The organism is uncultured Nocardioides sp., assembly GCF_947488025.1.
GTDB lineage: Bacteria > Actinomycetota > Actinomycetes > Propionibacteriales > Nocardioidaceae > Nocardioides.
This window is the reverse complement of record NZ_CANKYS010000003.1, coordinates 428035-447830: the sequence shown is the minus strand read 5'-3', so window position 1 is coordinate 447830 and position 19796 is coordinate 428035. Positions and strand designations below refer to the sequence as shown.

The window sequence follows — 19796 nt, the reverse complement described above, 5'->3', positions numbered from 1 at the left end:
AGTTACCCGAGCGGGGGCGGCGCAAGCGGGGGCGCCGGCGGTCGTACGACGGGGTGGCTCAGACCGCGCCGCCGCGAGCGCGGAGCAGGTCGCGGATCTCCTCGAGCAGGGCGACGTCGGGGGCCGCGCCGGCCTCCTCGGTGGGGAAGAAGCGCTCGCGCGCCTTCGTGTAGGGCAGCACGATGAAGAAGTAGACGACGGTGCCCATGATCAGGAACGAGATCAGGGCGTTGAGGAAGGCGCCGAAGCTGCCGACCTCGCCGCTGAAGAAGTCGTCGGAGACGGGCAGCAGGCCGGTGAGCCACTCGGTGAACGTGCTCACCACCGCTGCGAACGCCAGCGCCATGATCAGGCCGGTGGCGATCTCGATCAGGTTGCCCTTGAGGATGAAGGCCTTGAAGCCGCTCATGCTGGGTTCTCCCTCTGACGGGGCCCCGAGAGGAGCCGCGGACGGTGATTGCGCCTCACCCTAGCGGTTCCACGACACGGTCAGGAACTTCGTCAGCGCGGCGCCTGCGATCGTGACCGCCTCGTCGGCGCTCGCCCCGACCACGACGAGTGCTCCGCCCGATCCGCCGGCCGGCCCCTCGGGGACGCCCGTCGGGGTCGCGAGGACGGTGACGTCGCGCGCCACCAGGACGGCCTCGCCGGTGCCCGGGTCGGTCGCCAGCAGGTCGACCTCGTCGCCCGCGTGCAGCAGCGCGGCCATGCCCGCGTCGGGCAGCCGGACCGGCACGACCGTCTCGCCGGGGTGGGCCAGCGCCAGCCCCGGACCGACGAGGCGTACGTCGGTCAGCACCTCGCCGCGGCCGATCGGTGCCGCCAGCACGCGACCCGCCGCGCCGACCGCGGCGTCGGGCAGGGCGTCGCTCGGGGCGAGGTCGACCGGCCACTCGCGGGCGACCAGGTCGTCCTCCTCGAGGAGCGAGCCCGAGGGCAGGTCGCGCGCCGCGACCAGCACCTCGACGGTCTCGGCCGGTGGCGGCGCGAGCGTGCGCAGCGCGGCGAGGGCGGCGACGGCGGTGAGGGCGGCGGCGATCAGCCGACGACGGCGCCGCAGCTGGTGGCGGAGAGCGCGCAGCCGACGCCGCGCCGGCGGGAGTCCCGGGAACATGCACCGACGCTAGGCCGGACGGGCGTTCCCCCGCTCGGCCTCTCCACAGGGGAGGTCAGCCGGAGGAGGTCAGCCGGAGGAGGTCAGTCGGAGGACGACGACGAGGAGGACGTCGAGGAGGACGAGCTGCTGGACGCTGCGGTCGACGACGACGACGACGAGCCGCCGTCGGAGGAGGACGAGGACGAGGAGGACGAGGACGACTTCGAGGTGGACGCGGACGTCGAGGCGGGGGCCGAGGAGGACGCGTCCGAACGGCTGTCGGTGCGGTAGAACCCGGAGCCCTTGAACACCACGCCGACGGCGTTGTAGAGCTTGCGCAGCCGGCCGTCGCACTCCGGGCAGACGGTCAGCGCGTCCTCGCTGAAGCTCTGGAACTGCTCGAAGGAGTGGCCGCACTCGGTGCAGGCGTACTGGTAGGTCGGCATGTGGGTCCTCGGAAAGCGACTGGAGAGCGACTGACGGGATCGGCCGGGCCGGCGCGACGCGCTGGCACTCGAGCCCTTCGACTGCCAATGGTACGGCACAATGGTCGAGCGATGACCGAGCCTGCCGACACCACCAACTCCGCCACCGATTCCGCCGCGACCGACCAGGAGGCCGAGCCCGCCCGCGGCTCTGCCTGGCAGGCCTTCCGGCGTGCGCCCCGGGCGGTGCGCTGGACGGCCTGGATCGCCCTCGGCCTGGTGCTGCTGCTCCTCGTGCTGGCCGTGGCGGTCGTGGTCGTCGTACGCCGTCCGCTGCCGCAGACCGACGGCGAGATCGAGGTGCCGGGCCTGTCCGCGTCGGTGGAGGTGGTGCGCGACGACTACGGCATCGCGCAGGTCTACGCCGACACCGACGCCGACCTGATGTACGCGCAGGGGTTCGTGCACGCGCAGGAGCGCTTCTTCGAGATGGACTTCCGTCGCCACGTGACGGCGGGCCGGCTCTCGGAGCTCTTCGGCCCCGACACCCTCGAGACCGACCGCTTCATCCGGACGATGGGCTGGCGACGGGTCGCCGAGCGCGAGCTGGCGCTGCTGGAGCCCGCGACCCGCGACGCCCTGACGTCCTACGCCGCCGGCGTCAACGCCTACATCGCCGACCGCAGCCCCTCGCAGCTGGCGGCGGAGTACAGCATCCTCGGGCTCACCGGGCTCGACTACACACCGGAGGAGTGGGGGCCCGTCGACTCGCTCGCCTGGCTCAAGGCGATGGCGTGGGACCTGCGCGGCAACATGGAGGCGGAGGTCGACCGGGTGCTGCTCTCGCTCGACCACACCGAGGACGAGGTCGCGTCGCTGTGGCCGGAGTACCCCTTCGACGAGCACCCGACGATCGTGAGCGGCGGCGGGGTCGTCGACGGCGTCTTCGAGCAGAACGCGACAGGCAACGCGACCCGCAACCCGCGCCGGCCGGCGTACGCACCCGGGGCGGTCGCGGCGCTCGAGCGGGTGCGCGACCGGCTCGACGCGATGCCCGCGCTCCTCGGCAAGGGCCGCGGCATCGGCAGCAACTCGTGGGTCGTCGACGGCGAGCACAGCGCGACCGGCGCGCCGATCCTGGCCAACGACCCGCACCTCGGCACCAGCCAGCCGGGGATCTGGATGCAGATGGGCCTGCACTGCCGCGAGCAGACGCCCGACTGCACGCTCGACACCTCGGGCTTCACGTTCTCCGGCGTCCCCGGCGTCATCATCGGCCACAACGCCGACATCGCCTGGGGCATGACCAACCTCGGCCCTGACGTGACCGACCTCTTCCTCGAGCAGACCGAGGGCGACGACCGCTACGTCCGCGACGGCGCCACCGAGGCGATGGAGGTGCGCACCGAGACCATCAAGGTGCGTGGTGAGGAAGACGTCGAGCTGCGCGTGCGCGAGACCGTGCACGGACCGCTGATCAGCGACGTCTCGTCGGAGTTCGCGACCGTCGGCGCCAACGCACCGACCGACGAGCCCGGCGAGCGGGGGAGCGGGTACGCCGTCGCGCTGGCGTGGACCGCCCTCGAGCCGGCACCCACCGCCGACGCGATCCTCGCCCTCAACCGGGCCTCGGACTGGGACTCCTTCCGCGCCGCCGCCGCCGACTTCAGCGTGCCGGCGCAGAACCTCGTCTACGCCGACCGCGAGGGCCACATCGGCTACCAGTCGCCCGGGCGGATCCCGATCCGGCGCGGCGGCAACGACGGCACCATGCCGGTGGAGGGGTGGATCAGCGCCAACGACTGGACCGGCGACTACATCCCCTTCGACGGGCTGCCCAGCGTGCTCGACCCGGAGGAGGGCTTCATCGCGACGGCCAACCAGGCCGTCATCGACGAGCGCTACCCCTACCTGCTCACCCAGGACTGGGACTACGGCTACCGCTCGACGCGCATCCGCGAGCTGCTCGAGGCCGAGGGGGAGCTGTCGGTCCCGGAGATGGCCGCGCTCCAGCTCGACTCGGCGAACCCGATGGCCGAGACCCTCGTGCCCTACCTCCTCGACGTCGAGGCGCTGCCGTCGCCCTACTACCGCAACGCGCTCGACCTGCTCCGGCAGTGGGACTTCTCCTCGCCCGCCGACAGCCCCGCCGCGGCCTACTTCAACGTCGTGTGGCGCATGATCCTGGAGAAGACCTTCCACGACGACCTGCGCCAGCGCACCTGGCCCGACGGCGGTGACCGGTGGTTCCGCGTGGTCGGGCAGATGCTCTCCGAGCCCGCCGGGCCGTGGTGGGACGACGTGCGCACCGACGACGTGGTGGAGACCCGCGACGACATCCTGCGGGCCGCGCTCATCGACGCGCGCGACGAGATGACGCGCCGCCAGTCCCGCGACCCGCGCCTGTGGGAGTGGGGCCGGCTGCACCGGATGGACCTGCGCAACGCCACGCTCGGTGACTCGGGCGTGGCGCCGGTCGAGCGCTTCTTCAACCGCAACGGCTGGGAGGTGGGCGGCGGCTCGTCCGTCGTCGACGCCACGTCGTGGGACGCGGTCGAGGGCTTCGAGGTCACGGCCGCGCCGTCGATGCGGATGGTGGCCTCGCTCGCCGACTGGGACGACTCCCGGTGGATCAACCTCACCGGCGTCTCCGGGCACCCGACCTCGTCGCACTACTCCGACCAGACCGAGCTCTACGTCGACGGTGAGACCCTGCCCTGGGCCTTCTCCCGCGACGCCGTCGAGGCGGCAGCCGGGGACCGGCTGGTCCTCACGCCCGCGGAGTAGCCGCCAACGCCGTCACCCCGCTGCTCGTGAGGGCGAAGCCGACCGGCACGTCGTGGGGGTCGGCCGGCACGTCGAGCCCGACCTCGTCGTCGTACAGCACCACGGCGACGGGGGTGCCGGCGAGGACGCGGGGCAGGGCACGGTCGTAGCAGCCACCACCCTGGCCGAGCCGCGTGCCGTCGAGCGAGACGCCGGTGCCCGGCACGAGCACGACGTCGGCCCGGGCGATCGCCTCGCGTCCGAGGCGCGGGGCGGTCGGCTCGAGGAGGCCGCGCACCGCCGGGGCGAGGCCGTCACGACCGGTGTACGCGGCCCAGTCGAGGTCGAGCCCCGGCAGCACCACCGGCAGCAGCACCCGCTTCCCGGCGTGCGCGAGCGCGTCGAGGAGCAGGCCCGTGCCGGGCTCGCTCCCGACCGAGACGTAGGCCGCCACGGTGGCCGCGCTGCGCACCGGTTGCCACGCCAGCGCGGCGTCGACCACGTCGGCCGAGAAGGCGGCTGCCGCCTCCAGCGGGCGGCGTTTGCGCGCGGCCAGCACCTGGTCGCGCAGCGCGGTCTTGGCCGCCGAGTGTCCTGCTCCCACACAGGCAGCCTACGATCGAACCATGGCAGGCAAGGGCAATCCGCAGGGTCTCGTTCTCGCGCGCGAGAAGATGCGCCAGGCAGGCGTCGACGAGGTCGCGATCGACACGTTCGCGCACTACTACCGGCTCCTCGAGCACGGGGAGACCGGCATGATCGCCGAGGACTCCATCGAGCCCCTCGACATGGAGTCGCTGGCCGACGTCGAGGTCCCCGAGGAGGCCGCCGCCGAGGCGATCCGCAAGACAGCGGTCATCAAGCTCAACGGCGGCCTCGGCACGTCGATGGGCATGGAGCGCGCGAAGTCGCTGCTGTGCGTGCGTCGCGGCCTGAGCTTCCTCGACATCATCGCCCGGCAGGTGCTGCACCTCCGCAAGGAGTACGACGCCACGCTGCCGCTGCTGTTCATGAACTCCTTCCGCACCTCGTCCGACACGATGGCCGCGCTCGCGCGCTACGACCAGCTCCCGGTCGAGGGGCTGCCGCTGGAGTTCCTGCAGAACAAGGAGCCCAAGCTCCTCGCCGCCGACCTCATGCCCGCGGCGTACCCGAAGAACCCCGACCTCGAGTGGTGCCCGCCCGGCCACGGCGACATATACACCGCGCTGCGCGGCACCGGGCTGCTCGCCCAGCTGCTCGACGCCGGCTACCGCTACGTCTTCGTCTCCAACTCCGACAACCTCGGCGCGGTGCCGGACGCGCGCGTGGCCGGCTGGTTCGCGCAGAGCGGCGCGCCGTTCGCGATCGAGGCCGTGCGTCGTACGCCGTCGGACCGCAAGGGCGGGCACTTCGCCCGCCGCAAGGCCGACGGCCGCATCGTGCTGCGCGAGTCGGCGCAGACGCTCGACGCCGACAAGGAGGCGCTGGCCGACCTCACCCGCCACAAGTACGCCTCGACCAACAACCTGTGGTTCGACCTGCAGGCGATGGTCGACGCGCTCGACGCCCGCGGGGGCATCCTCGGCCTGCCGCTGATCAAGAACGTCAAGCACCTCGACCCCGCCGACAGGTCCACCCCGGAGGTCATCCAGATCGAGACGGCGATGGGCGCCGCGATCGAGGTCTTCGAGGGCGCGCTGACGATCGAGGTCGGCCGCGACCGGTTCGTCCCGGTGAAGACGACCGACGACCTGCTCGTCCTGCGCTCCGACGTCTACGACCTGGGCCGCGACTTCGTGCTCGACCAGGCCGGTGACGAGGTGCCGTTCGTGTCGCTCGACGGCGACTTCTACAAGCTGGTCGGCGACTTCGACAAGCGCTTCCCCGAGGGCGCGCCGTCGCTGCGCGAGGCCGAGTCGTTCACCGTCGCCGGCGACTGGACCTTCGGACCCGGCGTCCGGGTGGTCGGCCCCGTCGCGCTCGAGGCGTCGTCGGCCCAGCGCGTCGAGGGCGGCACCGTGCTGAGCGAGGACCCGGCCCAGGGCACCGATGGCTGACCTGCTGCCCGTTGCCGACTACGTCGAGCGCATCCTCGCCACCGTCTCCCCGCTGCCGGCCTTCCCGCAGCCCCTGATGGAGGCGCTCGGGCTGGCCCTGGCCGAGGACGTCGTCGCGCCGATCTCGCTGCCGAGCTTCGACAACTCCGCGATGGACGGCTACGCCGTGGTCGCCGAGGACGTCGCCGGGGCGACCGAGGACGACCCCGTCACGCTCCCCGTCGTCGGTGAGATCGGTGCCGGGCAGTCGTCGATCCTGGCGATCTCGCCGGGGAGCGCCGTCAAGATCATGACCGGGGCGCCGGTGCCCGCGGGAGCGACGACGGTGGTGCCCTACGAGTGGACCGACCGCGGCGTCGCCAGCGTCCGGATCAGCCGCGCCGCCACGGCCGGCCAGCACATCCGGCCCACCGGTGACGACATCACCGAGGGCGACATGCTGCTCGAGGAGGGCACGGTCCTCGGGCCACGCCACCTCGGCCTGCTCGCCGCGGTGGGTCGCGCGACCGTACGCACCCGGCCGCGGCCGCGCGTCGTGGTGATCTCCACCGGCTCCGAGCTGCGCGACCCCGGCACGCCGCTGGGTCGCGACTCGATCTACGACGGCAACTCCTACCTCCTCGCCGCCGCCGCCCGCGCCGCCGGCGCCATCGCCTACCGCGTCGGGATCGTGCCCGACGAGGCGCACGCCTTCACCGAGGCGCTGAGCGACCAGCTCGTCCGCGCCGACCTCGTCGTCACCAGCGGCGGCGTGAGCGAGGGCGACTTCGACGTGGTCAAGGAGTCGCTGTCGCACCACGGCTCGATGTGGTTCGGCGGCGTCGGCATGCAGCCCGGCAAGCCGCAGGGCTTCGGCACGGTCGGCGAGGACGACACCCCGGTCTTCACCCTTCCCGGCAACCCGGTCTCCTCCTACGTCTCGTTCGAGATGTTCGTGGCGCCGGCGATCCGCCGGATGATGGGCAAGCTGCCCTACGTCCGGCCCGCCGGCCGCGCCCGGCTCACCCACGGCCTGTCGTCGCCGGAGGGCAAGGTCCAGCTCGTGCGCGGCCACTACGAGACCGACCGCGGCGGCACGTTCGTCTCGCCGGTCGGCGGCCACGGCTCGCACCTCCTCGGCGACCTCGCGACGTCCAACTGCCTGATCGAGGTGCCCGCGGACACGACCGCGATCCCCGCCGGCGAGATGGTGGCGATCCGCAAGCTCGACGAGGAGTTCTGATGGCCACCCAGCACGAGGGGGGCGACCGGCTCACCCATGTCGACGAGACCGGTGCTGCCCGCATGGTCGACGTCGGCGACAAGCCAGTCACCGCGCGTACGGCGTCCGCCTCCGGCCGCGTGCTCGTCAGCCCGGCCGTGGTCGAGCTGCTGCGTGGCGAGGGCGTGCCGAAGGGTGACGCGCTGGCGGTGGCCCGCATCGCCGGGATCATGGGCGCCAAGCAGACCCCCGCGCTCGTGCCGCTGTGCCACCCGCTGTCGATCTCCGGCGTCACCGTCGACCTCGAGGTCACCGACGCGTCCGTCGACATCACCGCGACGGTCCGCACGACCGACCGCACCGGCGTCGAGATGGAGGCCCTCACCGCCGTCTCGGTCGCCGCGCTCACCGTCGTCGACATGGTGAAGGCGGTCGACAAGGCCGCGACCATCACCGACATCCGGGTCGAGGCCAAGAGCGGCGGCCGATCCGGCCCATGGACTCGGTGACGCTGTGGCAGCGATGAGCCTCCCTGCGGCAGTGGTCGTCGCGTCCAACCGCGCCGCGGCCGGGACCTACGCCGACGAGACCGGACCGCTGATCGCGGCCTGGCTGCGCGACCAGGGCTTCGACTGCGGCGACCCGGTCGTCGTGCCCGACGGCGACCCGGTGCGCGACGCCATCGCCGCGGCCGTCTCGGCCGGAGCCCGGCTGGTGCTCACCACCGGCGGCACCGGCCTGACCCCGACCGACCGGACGCCCGAGGCCACCGCGCCGCTGCTCGACCGCGAGGTGCCCGGCATCGCCGAGGCGATCCGCGCCGCCGGGGTCGCCAAGGGCGTGCCGACCGCGATGCTCTCGCGGGGCCTCGCCGGGGTCGCCGGCGACTGCCTCGTGGTCAACCTCCCCGGCTCGCGCGGCGGGGTGAAGGACGGCCTGGGCGTCCTCGAGCCCGTCGTGCGCCACGCCGTGGAGCAGGTCGTCGGGAGCGACCACTGAGCGGCCTGTCCGGGAGCGCCCCCGGCTGGCCCGCCCGCCTGGAGTCGCAGGGCGTCGTCGTCCGCGCACTGCGCCGCTCGGACGCCGACGAGTGGCAGGCCGTGCGCGCCCGCAACCACGACTGGCTGCGGCCGTGGGACGCCACCGTGCCGCCGGGCGCCGCGCCGCGCCCGTCGTCGTACAAGGTCGTCACGCGCTCCCTGATCCACCAGGCCAGGCTGGGCCAGTGCCTGCCCTTCGTCATCGAGGTCGGGGGCCGCTTCGCCGGGCAGGTCACCGTCAGCAACGTGGCCCGCGGCTCGGCGCAGTGGGGCTCGATCGGCTACTGGGTCGCCGCCGAGGTGGCCGGACGCGGGGTCGCGCCCCGGGCCGTGGGGATGGTGATCGACCACTGCCTCGGACCCGTCGGACTGCACCGGGTCGAGATCTGCGTACGTCCCGAGAACACCAACTCGCTGCGCGTCGTGGAGAAGCTGGGCCTCGAGCAGGTGGGCTACGCGCCGCGCTTCCTGCACATCGACGGTGCGTGGCGCGACCACCGGATCTTCGCCGTCACGGCCGAGGAGGCACCCGAAGGGGTCCTCGTCCGGCTCCAGACACACCAGTCACACCAGTAGTTCTGCGACACACCTCTTGACATCCGCCTCGCCCGCGCTCCCCGCTCCTACGCTTCGAGCGTGGACCTGAGCGCTCTCATCTTCGTCGCCCTTGCCGTGGCGTGGGCCGTCTACCTGATCCCCAAGGCCCTCAAGCACCACGACGAGGTCGTCCGCAGCCGATCCGTGGAGAAGTTCTCCCACACGATGCGCGTCCTCGCCCGGCGCGAGCCCGTCGACCGCCGCAACGCCCGCCTGGTCGTCTCGCCGATCCGGGCCGCGCTCCGCCCGCCGGTCGAGACCAAGGCGCACACCGAGCCGGAGGTCGTGGCCGCGTCGGTCACGACGGAGGTGACCCGCGAGGTCACCGTGTCGAGCCCGGTGTCACGTCCGCTGTCGCCGGCCGCCGAGCGTGCCTCCGCCCGCCGGGCCGCGAAGCGCCGCCGCAACGTCCTCGCCCTGGTCCTGCTGGCCAACGCCGTCGTCGTCGGCCTCGCCGTCGCCCGCGTCGTCGCCTGGCCGTGGGTCGCGGCACCGGTCGCCGTCCTCGTCGCATGGCTGGTGGCCTGCCGCGTGTCGGTGCGCGCCGAGCGTCGCCAGCGTGCGTCCCGCTCCGCCATCGAGATCGGCCTGCCGCCGGTCGTCGAGGAGGAGCCCGACGAGTCCGAGCTGACCGGCGAGATCACCGTGACCCCGCCGCAGCCCCGCGTCCCCGCCGCGCCGTCCGCGTCCGAGCCGTCCGCACCCGCGCAGGCCCCGCCCGCCGCCGACACCCCGGCGGTGCTCACCGGCGAGGTCCCGGTCGTCGACGGCTGGGACATGGTGCCCACCACGCTGCCGACCTACGTCAGCAAGCCGGCCGCCCAGCGGCGTACGGTCTCCACGATCGACCTCGACTCCACCGGCGTCTGGTCGAGCGGCCACCACGACGGCGACTCCGCCCTCGCCCGCTCGGCCGAGCAGTCCGCGAAGGACGCGAAGGCCGCCCGCGAGGCCGGCGAGACCCGCCGCGCCAGCGGCGCCTGACGTCCGCCGGGTTGCTCCACGCGCGCCTGGAGATGAACTTCCACCCGCACGCGTGGAAGTTCAGGCCCCGAAACGGTCTCGTACGCTCAGGTGCTGATGCATTTCCACGCGTACGCGTGGAGGTTCAGGCCGCGCGCGGGGTCGTACGCCGGGGTCGGGATGGACTTCGACCCGCACGCGTGGAAGTCCACCAGGGCGATTGGGTGGGCGCCGAACCGCTCGTGTATCTTGGCGTCGCGCCTCCGGGCGCATGGGGCTGTGGCGCAGTTGGTAGCGCGTCTCGTTCGCAATGAGAAGGTCAGGGGTTCGAATCCCCTCAGCTCCACCACGTGAACCGCCCGTCACCGCAAGGTGACGGGCGGTTCTGCGCGTCCGGGGTCCCAGCCGGGAGCCGCACCGCCGTCAGAGGGCGATGGCCCGGTTGACCCAGGTCGATGCGACCACCATGCCGACCTTCTCGTAGAGACCACGCGCTCCGGCGCGGGTGTCGGTCGACAGGTAGCACCGGTCGGCCCCGTGCTCGCGCGCACGGGCGAAGGCGTCCACCAGCATCGATGGCGCGAGCCCACGGCCGCGGTGGTCGGGTCGCACCGCGATGCGAGCCACGTAGGCGCTGCCACCGGCCAGGAACACGTGGGTGGCCCCGACGACCTCGCCGTCGGGCGAGACGAGGAGCCGCAGGTTCCAGGGCTCGAAGCCGGGTCGGCCCCACACCCGTGCGCCGAAGTCGTCCAGGCTCATCCGGTCGCGGTCGGACCACTCGAGGAAGCAGTCCTCGATGAGGGTCCACGCCGAGCTCCGGTCGGCCTCCTCCGCGTCGCGCAGCACGAAGCCGGGCGGCAGCGGCCGGGCCGCGATCTCGCTGCTCGGCGGCAGCTCGAGGTCCCAGGCGGTCCAGCGAGCCTCGTAGCCGAGGTCGCGCATGAGCCGGTCGGCCGCGCTGTCCTGCGGGACCTGGGTGCCGATCCTGATGGACCCGGCCGCGCGAGCGGTCGCCTGCAACCACTGCGCGATGGCTGTGCCGATGCCGCGACCCTGGTACGACGGGAGCACCGCGGCGTAGGCCACGTCCACGTCGCTGTGGTCGGCGTACGCGACCAGACGGTCGCCGTCGAAGACCCCGATCGTCCGTGCGCTGACGTCGTAGCTGGGCCGCTGCCAGTCGGCGACCACGTCCGCCAGGGTCATCTCCGCCTCGCCGAGGTCCACCTCCTCCTCGGCTGCGATCACGGCGTGCACCGACTCGGCGTCGGCGAGGGTGAGTGGGCGGGTGGTGAGACCGTCGGGCAGTCCGCTGGGCGCTGTCATGGCTCCATGGTGCGTGCACCACCTTGCGGCTCGCTTGCGTCGCGGCATCCGAGCCGCCAGCGGCGTACAAGGACGACGCAAGGAGCGCGCAAGCCCGCACCGGTTGTCTCGAGGTCGTCACCGACCTCGAGAAAGCGAACACCATGTCCACGACCAGCGGATCCGACCTCGCGTCGTCCCGTCCGACCACGCCCGACCCGCGGACCGCGGAGGTCTGGCAGCGCCTCGCTGCCCGACTCGTCGACCACGTCGGCCTCGCTGTCGGCACCACCGTCCTGCTCGCCCCGCTCGGTCTGGGGGCATCGGTGCTGGGCGGTCCGGCCGGCCTGCTGGCGGGAGCCTTCTCCGCGGTGGTCTCGGCCGCGGTGACGATCGGCTACTTCGCCGTCCTGGAGGCACGCGACGGACAGACGATCGGCAAGCGCCTGCTCGGCGTACGGGTCGTCGACACCACCGGCGCGCCCCCCGCGATCGGCGCCGCGCTGCGACGCAACGCCTGGACCGGTCTCGGCGTCGTGTCGGCGGTGCCGGTCGTCGGTGGACTGGCGGGCAGCCTCGCGACCCTGGTCGCCGCGATCGCCATCCTCGTCGGCATCGCCGGCGACCCCGAGCGACGCGGCTGGCACGACCGGTTCGCCGGCGGCACCCGCGTCGTCCTCCGTGACCGCTGAGCGCCCACGAGCCCCGGGCCCCGCCGTGACCACCACCCCACGCACCACCGCACTCGCACCACCGCACTCGCACACCCACACACCAGCTCGACCCACGAAAGGCACGACCATGAAGAAGCTCGCCATGTCCATCGCGACGACAGCCGTCGCCGCGGGACTGATCGCCCCCGGTCCGGCCGGCGCCACCGCCGCCGCCTGGAACGACGGGTTCCAAGACCAGGACACGATCATCGACTGCATCACCAGCACGACGTCCGTCGGCGTGAGCGCCAACATCGGCTGGTCCTCCCCGTCCGGGCAGGTGCCGAAGGTCGGTGAGAAGTTCTACATCCGCGGCTACGCCGGCCTGGTCGGCCTGCCGTGCAGCGGCAAGGTCGCGATCCTGCCGGAGCTGCTCGCACCGACCGGTGTCGAGTACGTCGACGAGGACGTGCAGTGGGACGTCTACCACACCGGGGAGCAGCCCTCCTTCGCCTCCGGCGGTCTCGACTTCGACCACGGCGCGAACGGCGGCTACCTCATGGCACCGGCAGGCACCGAGGCGTTCACGCTGCGCCAGGGCGACATCGTGGAGTTCCGGTTCCCGGTCCGCGCCACGCGCGAGCTCAAGGGTCCGGCCACCCAGCAGCCGAACTGCCAGTCCCGGCTCGACGGCGACGCGCCGTGCCCGATCAGCCAGGCCGGGGACCACATGCAGATCGCCTACACGGTGGGCGGGCACGGGGGAGACAAGTACTACGTGACTCCCTACGTGGGCCTGTTCGCGAGCAACGCCCAGACCACGCCGACCCCGACCACGCCGATCCCGACGACGCCGACCCCGACCACGCCGACCCCGACCACGCCGACCACGCCGGCCCCCGACCCGGGCCCGGGCGCAGGCAAGGTGGCCTCGACGACGTCGGCCACCTGGAAGGTGGTGCCGGGCCGTCGGGGCAAGGTGGCCGTGACCGTGAAGGCGGCCGTTGCGGCCACCGGCACGGTGGTGGTGCGTGACAAGGGCAAGGTCGTCGCCCAGGCGACGCTGAGCCCGTCCCGGCGCGGCAAGGTCACCGTCAGGCTGCCGAAGCTCCGCCGCGGCAAGCACAAGCTGGTCGCCGCCTACCTCGGCTCGCCCGACGTGGCGGCCTCCGCCTCACGTCAGCGCACCATCACCCTGCGCTGACCTGCCGGAGTCCGCAGCCTGCACGCGACCCCCTCGCGTGGGCCGTGGGCTCACCCCACACCGCCGCGCAACGGGCCCCACCCCGTTGCGCGGCGGCGTGCTGTCGTCCCTCGCCTTGACCGCCGCCACCCGAGCGCGCAGCGGAAATCCCCCGGGTCGATCGCCTGGGGCGGTCTACTATTCGTCAGGCTCGGACGGGTGCAAGGGGGGCAGGGCGTGATCGAGGTGCTCGGTCCGCTGCAGGTGCGTCATGGAGACGAGCCGATCACGGTCGGCTCGGCCCGCCACCGTGAGGTGCTCGCCGCGCTCGTCGTCGATGTCGGCAGGGTGGTGTCCGTCGACGCCCTGCTGGAGCGGGTGTGGGGCGGTGCCGGGCGAGGTGCCAGCGCCTCGAACCTCCACGCGGTCATGTCCCGACTGCGCTCGCGCCTGGCCGGACTGCCCGGCGTCTCGATCAGCACCGTGTCGCCGGGATACCGGCTGGAGGCCGCGGACGGCACCGTCGATGCGGTCGTCTTCGTCGAGGGGTTCGCCCGGGCGCGTGAGCACCACGCACGGGGTGACCTGGCCGCCACGAGGCGAGAGCTCGACGCGGCGCTGGCAGCGTGGCGCGACACGGCCTACGCCGACGTACGGCTCCCGTTCGCCGAGGTCGAGGCCGCCCGTCTCGAGGGCATCCGGGTGAGCGCCTTCGAGCTCCTGGTCGAGGTCGAGCTCGCGCAGGGCCGGGTCCGGGAGGCCCTCGACCACCTCACGTCCCTGGTGTCGGAGCACCCGCTCCGAGAGGCGTTCCGGCGCCACCAGATGCTCGCGCTCTACCGCGCCGGCAGGCAGGCGGAGGCGTTCGAGGTGTACGCGGACCTGCGGCACCTGCTGGCCGAGGAGCTGGGGATCGACCCGGGGCCGCAGCTGCAGGAGCTCCACCAGCGCATCCTCGCCCACGACGACGACCTGCTTCCCGCCGCGCAGGAGGCGTCGCCGACCGAGGACGTGCCGGCGTCTCGGCCCGTGGTGGGCCTCAGCTGGCACTCCGACGTCGTCGTCCCTGCCGACGACCTGGTGGGCCGTGGTCGCGACGTCGACTACCTGGTCGACCTGCTCACCGCCTCCCCCCAGCGACTCGTCACCGTCACCGGGGTGGGAGGGGTCGGGAAGACCCGACTCGCGTACGCCGTGGCCGAGGCGTCGCGCGACGCGTTCCCCGGTGGCGTCTGCATCACCTCCCTCATCGCGGTGACTGACGAGCACGTGGTGCTGCCGACGATCGGTCGCGGCCTCGGGCTCAGCGGGGTCGAGGGGCAGGACGCGTTCGACGTGGTCGCCCAGCACGTCCGGGGCGCCCGCACCCTGCTCGTGGTGGACAACTTCGAGCACGTCCTCGACGCCGCGCCCGTGCTCGCGCGGCTGGTGGCCACCTGCCCGCTCCTCAGCATCCTGGTCACCAGCCGCACCACGTTGCGGGTCCGCGGCGAGCTGCAGTACCAGCTCGCACCCCTGTCCCTCCCCGGGCCGGGCGTCGGCCACCCGGACGCCGCTGCCGCGTCCACCGCGATCGAGCTGTTCGTCGCACGGGCCCGCTCCGCCCGGGCCGGCTTCGAGCTCGACGAGGGAAACGTGGGCGCGGTGTCGAGCATCTGCCGGCGGCTGGCCGGCATCCCACTGGCACTCGAGCTCGCAGCCGCCCGGACACCGCTCCTGCCGCCCGCGGCCATGCTGGAGCGCCTCGACCGCGTGATGGCCACGGCAGGAGCGCGCGACCTCCCCGCGCGGCAACGCACCATGCGGTCGGCGATCGACTGGAGCTACCAGCTCCTCAACCCTGACGAGCAGCGCCTGTTCCGTCAGCTCGCCGTCTTCGCCGACGGCTTCACGCTCGAGGCGGTCGAGGCGCTCCGCCCGCGGGACGACGCGGACTCGCTGGCGGCGCTGGAGTCGCTGACGTCCCACTCGCTGGTGCTGCGCGACCTCGACCACCCCGAGGCGGTGCGCTTCCGGATGCTCGAGCCGATCGCGCAGTTCGCGGACAGCCGGCTCGAGGGCGTGGAGGCCACCGATGCCCGTGACGCCCACCTGCACTACTTCCTCGACCTGATCGAGCGGACCGCGGCCGGGTTCCGCGGTCACGCCACGCGCGCGTCGCTCGCAGTGACCGAGCGCGAGCACGCCAACCTGACGAGCGCGATCGAGTGGGCACTCGCTTCCGAGCGCGGTGAGCTGGCCGGTCGGGCCTGCTGGGCGATGTGGCTGTACTGGTGGCTGCGCGGCCACCTGCACGAGGGACGCCGGCTGACCCAGGCGACCCTGGCGCACGACCTCACCGGGCCGACCCGGACCCGTGTCACCGCCGTGCTCGGCGCGATGGCCTTCGCCCAGGGCGACCTGCAGGCGGCCACGTGCTGGGGCGAGGGCGCGGCCCTGGGGCGGAGCATCGGCGACATCGAGGGGCAGGCCCACAACGTCGCGGGTGAGGGACTGGTCGCGCTGGCCAGCGGCGACCTCGCCGCCGCCGACACCCACCTCGACGCGACGATCGCGCTGACCGAGTCGTGCGGGCTCCGTGGCGGGTGGCTCTGGACCCTGGCGCACGTGTGGCTCGGCACCGTCCGGCTCCTGCAGGGAGATCCCGGCAAGGCGACCCCGCTGCTCCACGACGCGCTGACCGCGGCCCGGGTGCGTGAGGACCCGCTCGCCATCTACATCACCCTCTTCACCTCGGTGCAGGTCGCCCTCACCACGGGCGACCTCGCGTCCGCACGCCTGCAGCTGCGGGAGGGCATCTCGCTCAGCCTCGACACCGGCGACATGGCGAACCTGGCCTACTTCCTCGAGAGCCTCGCCGTCGTCGAGTCCCAGAGTGACGACTGGCGGCACGTGGCTCTCCTCCTCGGCGCGGCCGACGAGCTCCGCGAGACCGTCGGCAGCAACGTCTACGGCTACTACCAGCCGGACGAGCAGGTCCTGTCCCAGACGCGGGCCGCCGCCCGCGAGCACCTCGGCGAGACGTACGACGACGTGCTCGCCCGGGGCCGACGGCTGTCGCTCGACGAGACCGTCGACCTCGCCCAGAGGTGCACCGACGTCGTGGCCTGAGGGAGTGGGCCTGAAGGAGTGGCCTGAGGGAGCGGGCCTGAGGGAGCGGGCCTGAGGGGCCCGCAAGGGGTGCGGAAGCGCGCCGCAAGCATCGCGGAAGGGGTCGGCCCTAGCGTGGGGCGCATGGACCTGCCTTCCCTGTCGGACGCGCCGCCGGTCGAGCCCTCGGAGCCCGGGTTGCCCGCAGCCTGGATGCCGGACCACTGGACGCACCCGGAGGTCGTGCAGGTGGGACCCCACCACCACCTCCGGCCGATCCGCGCGACGGACGTCGACCTCGACCTCACGGCCGTCCGCGGCTCGCGGGAACGGCTGTGGTCGATCTACGGGACCGTGTGGAGCTGGCCGCCGTCCGACCTCACCCGGGAGCAGGACCTCGAGGACCTGGTCCGTCACGCGGCGGAGCACGAGGAGCATGAGTCGTTCACCTACGCCTTGTTCGACGCCGAGGAGACGACCCTGCTCGGCTGTGTCTACATCGATCCCCCCGGCCGCGCCGGCGCCGACGCCGACGTCTCCTGGTGGGTCGTCGACGACCTGGTGGGCACCGAGCTCGAGAGCCGGCTCGGTGCCTTCGTCCCCGCCTGGGTGGCGTCGGCCTGGCCCCTGTGCCGGCCTCGCTTCATCGGGCGTGACCTGACGTGGGACGCGTGGCTCGACCTCCCCGAGCAGGAGGCCGGCGCGTGACGGCCGCACCCGGCGACCGGCGGCGCAACGGTCAGTCGCCGGTCGGTCCGAAGCGCTCGACCCGGATCGCGCCCGGGTCGAGCCCGCACGCGACCAGCAGGTCCTCGGCGTACGACGCGAAGCGGGCCGAGCCGCAGACGTAGCCGAGGTCGACCCCCTCGAGCAGGGGCGTGAGCTCCGCTGCAGTGAACGGTCCGGCCGTTCGGCCGTCGACGTCGGCGCGGGTGAAGGCCAGCGTCGCGCCGTACCTCTCCAGCTCGGAGGCGTAGGCGAGCTCGTCGCGGCTGCGGCCCATCGCGGCGATGCGCAGCAGGTCGGTGCGACCGAGCCGGCGCGCGGTGCGGGCCATGGCGACGGCCGGCACCACGCCGGTGCCGCCGACGAGGCACAGGACGCGGCTCTTCGTGTCCCAGACGAACCAGCGACCGATCGGCCCGCGCAGCTCGAGCACGTCGCCCACCTCGGCGACGTCGGCGAGGAACTCCGACACCTCGCCGTCGGGCTGCCGCTCGACGAGCAGCTCGAGCAGGGGGTCGTCGCTGTCGGAGGCCAGCGAGTAGGACCGCTGGGCGGTGTAGCCGTCCGGGGCGCGCAGCCGGAGGATGTAGTGCTGCCCGGGCAGGTGGTGGGGCCGGTCGTCCACGTGCAGCCGCAACCGGACGGTGGTCGGCGTGGGCTGGTCCTTCTCGATGATGCGGCCGTCGCTCCAGGCCGCCATGGGTGCGGGTGCCACGTCAGTCGTCGCCCTGGTAGCGCTGCTCGCGCCACGGGTCGCCGCGGTCGTGGTAGCCGTTCTGCTCCCAGAAGCCCGGCCGGTCCTCGGTCATCAGCTCGAGGCGCGAGAGCCACTTGGCCGACTTCCAGAAGTAGAGGTGCGGCACCAGCAGGCGCAGCGGCCCGCCGTGCTGGCGGGGGAGCGGCTTGCCGTCGACGCTCCACACCACCCACGCCTTGCCGCCGGTGACGTCGGCCAGCGGAAGGTTGGTGGTGTAGCCGGTGACCGAGTGGGCCAGGACGTACGCCGCCGCGGGGTCCGGCTTCGCGACGTCGAGCAGGTCATCGACGCTGACGCCGCTGAAGGTCATGTCGAACTTCGACCACGTGGTGACGCAGTGGATGTCGCCGAAATAGGTCGAGCCGGGGACCGCGTGCAGCTCCTGCCAGGTCCAGGTGTGCGGCGACTCGACGAGCCCGTCGATGCTGAAGGTCCACGACTCCTCGGGCTTCTGGGGCGTGGCCTCCGCGCTCAGCACCGGCCACGACGCGCCGGTGTCGTACTGCCCGGGTGGCAGCCGTCCGCGCTCCGGCTCGGGACGGCGGCGGTGGAACCCTCGGGTGACAGGCATCGATGCTCCTGGGACTCGGCTCGTGCACGAGGCGGACGAGGGCCAGTCTGCCGTGGCCCGGGGCCTATGCGAAGTGCGCCCACTCGCCCTCCGAGACGACCTCGACCCGGTCTCCGTCGACGAGGACGGCGGACTGCTCGTCGAGTGCGTACGCCGGGTTGCCCAGGTCGGCGGCCCACTGCTCGGCGACCTCCAGGGTGTTGCCAGGGAACAGGCCGACGTGGGGGAAGAGCGAGAAGTCCACGAGGCCGAGGGTCCGGTCGCCCTCCTCGGGCCGCCACTCGACGAACAGGTCGCCGATGCGCGGGGTCAGCGCCATGCTGCCGGCGCTGACGCCGACCCAGACGGTGTCGGTCAGCTCGGGGATCAGGTCCACGAGGCCGGACTCCCGCACCCAGTGGGCGAGGTAGGTCGCCTCGCCGCCGTTGACGAGGAGGATGTCGGCCTCGCGCACCCAGGGCACCCAGCGGTCCGGACTGATCGTCGGGAGCGCGGTGAGGTCGAGCACGCCGACCGAGCGCCAACCGAGGCCGGTCATCGTCGGCGGCGTGCGGTCGGTGACGAAGCTGCGCAGCAGCTCCGGCCCGCACATCGGGTGGCCCCACTGGGCCGTGGGGATGGCCAGTGCCGTGGCCTCCTCGACCGGCTTGCCGAGCAGCTCCACCAGCGCTGCGCGGATGCTGTCGTTGGTCACACCACCGGAGGTCAGCAGGAGCTTCATCCCTGCATCGTCGCAGGAGGTGCCCGGCGCTACGGTCGTCCTGTGAGCGACTACCAGCGGATCGTCGTGGTCAGCACGCAGGCCGACGCCGCCGAGGTCGCGCGGGTGCGCGCCGGGATCGGGTCGTCCGCCGTCGTCCTCACTGCACCGACCGCCGACGGCAAGCGGATCGTGCAGGGCCTCGGGCACACCGCCCACCCCGAGACGCTGCTGGCGCCGGTGCGCTTCCCCGACGTGGACCGCGGGCACCGGCTCGACGAGGTCGTACGTCGCCACGCGGTGGCCGACCGCTTCCGCGACGTCGTCGTGGTGGCAGACCCCGCCACGATCATCCTCCTGCTCCGGGTGCTGGCACCCGACCAGCTGCCCGCGTCGGGCCGCGTCACCGAGGTCGGCCTGCCCCGCGGCCCGCGGCCGGTCCCGCTGGGTCGGGCGGCCGGCGCCGGCGTCGCCCTCGCGGTGCTGGTCGGCCTGCTGTCGGCCGCGGTGCCGGTCTGGGTGCTGCCGACCCTGGCTGCGGTGGCCGGGGTCGTGCTCCTCGCGCTGCCGGGGCGCCGCTGGCTGGGCCAGTCGGTGCTGATCGCGGTCGCGGTGTCGCTGGTGGTCTCGCTGCTCGCGATCGCAGGGTCGGCACGGTTCCCCGGCGCCTGGTGAGGCTGT

The 19796-nt window shown here is 73.1% G+C and carries 20 protein-coding genes and 1 tRNA gene; 13 read left to right on the top strand and 8 right to left on the bottom strand.

Annotation, left to right across the window (positions count from 1 at the left end):
* Positions 1 to 58: 58 nt before the first annotated feature.
* From Q1B24_RS08685 to Q1B24_RS08675, 3 genes are all read right to left on the bottom strand, one after another.
* Complete coding sequence (locus Q1B24_RS08685; RefSeq protein ID WP_299926367.1) at positions 59 to 409, bottom strand: MscL family protein; 351 nt, start codon at positions 407 to 409, stop codon at positions 59 to 61.
* Between the two features lie 60 nt (positions 410 to 469).
* Complete coding sequence (locus Q1B24_RS08680) at positions 470 to 1114, bottom strand: SAF domain-containing protein (RefSeq protein WP_299926363.1); 645 nt, start codon at positions 1112 to 1114, stop codon at positions 470 to 472.
* A gap of 83 nt (positions 1115 to 1197) precedes the next feature.
* Positions 1198 to 1542: an FmdB family zinc ribbon protein gene (locus tag Q1B24_RS08675; RefSeq protein ID WP_299926361.1), complete on the bottom strand. Its 345-nt coding sequence runs from the start codon at positions 1540 to 1542 to the stop codon at positions 1198 to 1200.
* A gap of 111 nt (positions 1543 to 1653) precedes the next feature.
* On the opposite strand from Q1B24_RS08675, the gene Q1B24_RS08670 reads away from it, so the two are divergent.
* On the top strand, positions 1654 to 4308 hold the full coding sequence (locus Q1B24_RS08670) for a penicillin acylase family protein (protein ID WP_299926358.1): 2655 nt from the start codon (positions 1654 to 1656) through the stop codon (positions 4306 to 4308).
* On the opposite strand, the gene Q1B24_RS08665 is transcribed toward Q1B24_RS08670, so the two are convergent.
* A complete protein-coding gene (locus tag Q1B24_RS08665) occupies positions 4292 to 4891 on the bottom strand; it encodes a 5-formyltetrahydrofolate cyclo-ligase (protein WP_299926355.1) in 600 nt (199 codons plus the stop codon). The genes Q1B24_RS08670 and Q1B24_RS08665 overlap by 17 nt on opposite strands.
* A 22-nt stretch (positions 4892 to 4913) precedes the next feature.
* Between Q1B24_RS08665 and Q1B24_RS08660 the strand changes: the two genes are divergently transcribed.
* The 7 genes from Q1B24_RS08660 (at position 4914) to Q1B24_RS08630 (ending at position 10476) form a co-directional block, all read left to right on the top strand.
* Entirely contained in the window at positions 4914 to 6326 is a 1413-nt protein-coding gene (locus tag Q1B24_RS08660; protein WP_299926352.1) for a UTP--glucose-1-phosphate uridylyltransferase, read from the top strand.
* A complete protein-coding gene (gene glp / locus Q1B24_RS08655) occupies positions 6319 to 7548 on the top strand; it encodes a gephyrin-like molybdotransferase Glp (RefSeq protein ID WP_299926349.1) in 1230 nt (409 codons plus the stop codon). The genes Q1B24_RS08660 and glp overlap by 8 nt, the downstream gene beginning before the upstream one ends.
* Positions 7548 to 8036 (top strand): cyclic pyranopterin monophosphate synthase MoaC, encoded by a 489-nt coding sequence (gene moaC / locus Q1B24_RS08650; RefSeq protein WP_299926346.1) that lies wholly within the window; start codon positions 7548 to 7550, stop codon positions 8034 to 8036. Before glp ends, moaC begins: the two co-directional genes overlap by 1 nt.
* Before the next feature lie 13 nt (positions 8037 to 8049).
* The gene (locus tag Q1B24_RS08645; protein WP_299926343.1) at positions 8050 to 8526 is read left to right on the top strand and encodes a MogA/MoaB family molybdenum cofactor biosynthesis protein; all 477 of its coding nucleotides are present in this window, start codon (positions 8050 to 8052) and stop codon (positions 8524 to 8526) included.
* Positions 8523 to 9143, top strand: coding sequence for a GNAT family protein (locus tag Q1B24_RS08640; RefSeq protein WP_366916451.1), 621 nt, complete (start codon positions 8523 to 8525; stop codon positions 9141 to 9143). The genes Q1B24_RS08645 and Q1B24_RS08640 overlap by 4 nt, the downstream gene beginning before the upstream one ends.
* Before the next feature lie 60 nt (positions 9144 to 9203).
* Positions 9204 to 10148, top strand: a complete 945-nt coding sequence (locus Q1B24_RS08635; RefSeq protein ID WP_299926341.1) for a hypothetical protein — start codon at positions 9204 to 9206, stop codon at positions 10146 to 10148.
* A 252-nt stretch (positions 10149 to 10400) separates the two neighbouring features.
* Positions 10401 to 10476, top strand: a tRNA-Ala gene (locus Q1B24_RS08630).
* A 74-nt stretch (positions 10477 to 10550) separates the two neighbouring features.
* Here the strand turns inward: Q1B24_RS08630 and Q1B24_RS08625 are convergent.
* Positions 10551 to 11456 carry a GNAT family N-acetyltransferase gene (locus tag Q1B24_RS08625; RefSeq protein WP_299926339.1) on the bottom strand — a complete coding sequence of 302 codons (906 nt, stop codon included), beginning with the start codon at positions 11454 to 11456 and terminating at the stop codon, positions 10551 to 10553.
* A 143-nt stretch (positions 11457 to 11599) separates the two neighbouring features.
* Between Q1B24_RS08625 and Q1B24_RS08620 the strand changes: the two genes are divergently transcribed.
* From Q1B24_RS08620 to Q1B24_RS08605, 4 genes are all read left to right on the top strand, one after another.
* A complete protein-coding gene (locus tag Q1B24_RS08620) occupies positions 11600 to 12127 on the top strand; it encodes an RDD family protein (protein WP_299926336.1) in 528 nt (175 codons plus the stop codon).
* 109 nt (positions 12128 to 12236) lie between these two features.
* A complete protein-coding gene (locus Q1B24_RS08615; protein ID WP_299926333.1) occupies positions 12237 to 13292 on the top strand; it encodes an Ig-like domain-containing protein in 1056 nt (351 codons plus the stop codon).
* 198 nt (positions 13293 to 13490) lie between these two features.
* The gene (locus tag Q1B24_RS08610; protein ID WP_299926330.1) at positions 13491 to 16382 is read left to right on the top strand and encodes a BTAD domain-containing putative transcriptional regulator; all 2892 of its coding nucleotides are present in this window, start codon (positions 13491 to 13493) and stop codon (positions 16380 to 16382) included.
* A 123-nt stretch (positions 16383 to 16505) separates the two neighbouring features.
* Complete coding sequence (locus Q1B24_RS08605) at positions 16506 to 17069, top strand: hypothetical protein (protein WP_299926327.1); 564 nt, start codon at positions 16506 to 16508, stop codon at positions 17067 to 17069.
* Positions 17070 to 17100: 31 nt separating this feature from the next.
* On the opposite strand, the gene Q1B24_RS08600 is transcribed toward Q1B24_RS08605, so the two are convergent.
* The 3 genes from Q1B24_RS08600 to Q1B24_RS08590 all read right to left on the bottom strand — a co-directional run bounded on the left by Q1B24_RS08600 (position 17101) and on the right by Q1B24_RS08590 (position 19136).
* A complete protein-coding gene (locus tag Q1B24_RS08600; protein ID WP_299926325.1) occupies positions 17101 to 17802 on the bottom strand; it encodes an FAD-binding oxidoreductase in 702 nt (233 codons plus the stop codon).
* Position 17803: 1 nt separating this feature from the next.
* Entirely contained in the window at positions 17804 to 18415 is a 612-nt protein-coding gene (locus Q1B24_RS08595) for a sulfite oxidase-like oxidoreductase (RefSeq protein ID WP_299926322.1), read from the bottom strand.
* Between the two features lie 64 nt (positions 18416 to 18479).
* Positions 18480 to 19136 (bottom strand): Type 1 glutamine amidotransferase-like domain-containing protein, encoded by a 657-nt coding sequence (locus Q1B24_RS08590; RefSeq protein WP_299926320.1) that lies wholly within the window; start codon positions 19134 to 19136, stop codon positions 18480 to 18482.
* 42 nt (positions 19137 to 19178) lie between these two features.
* On the opposite strand from Q1B24_RS08590, the gene Q1B24_RS08585 reads away from it, so the two are divergent.
* Complete coding sequence (locus Q1B24_RS08585; RefSeq protein WP_299926317.1) at positions 19179 to 19790, top strand: hypothetical protein; 612 nt, start codon at positions 19179 to 19181, stop codon at positions 19788 to 19790.
* Positions 19791 to 19796 lie beyond the last annotated feature (6 nt).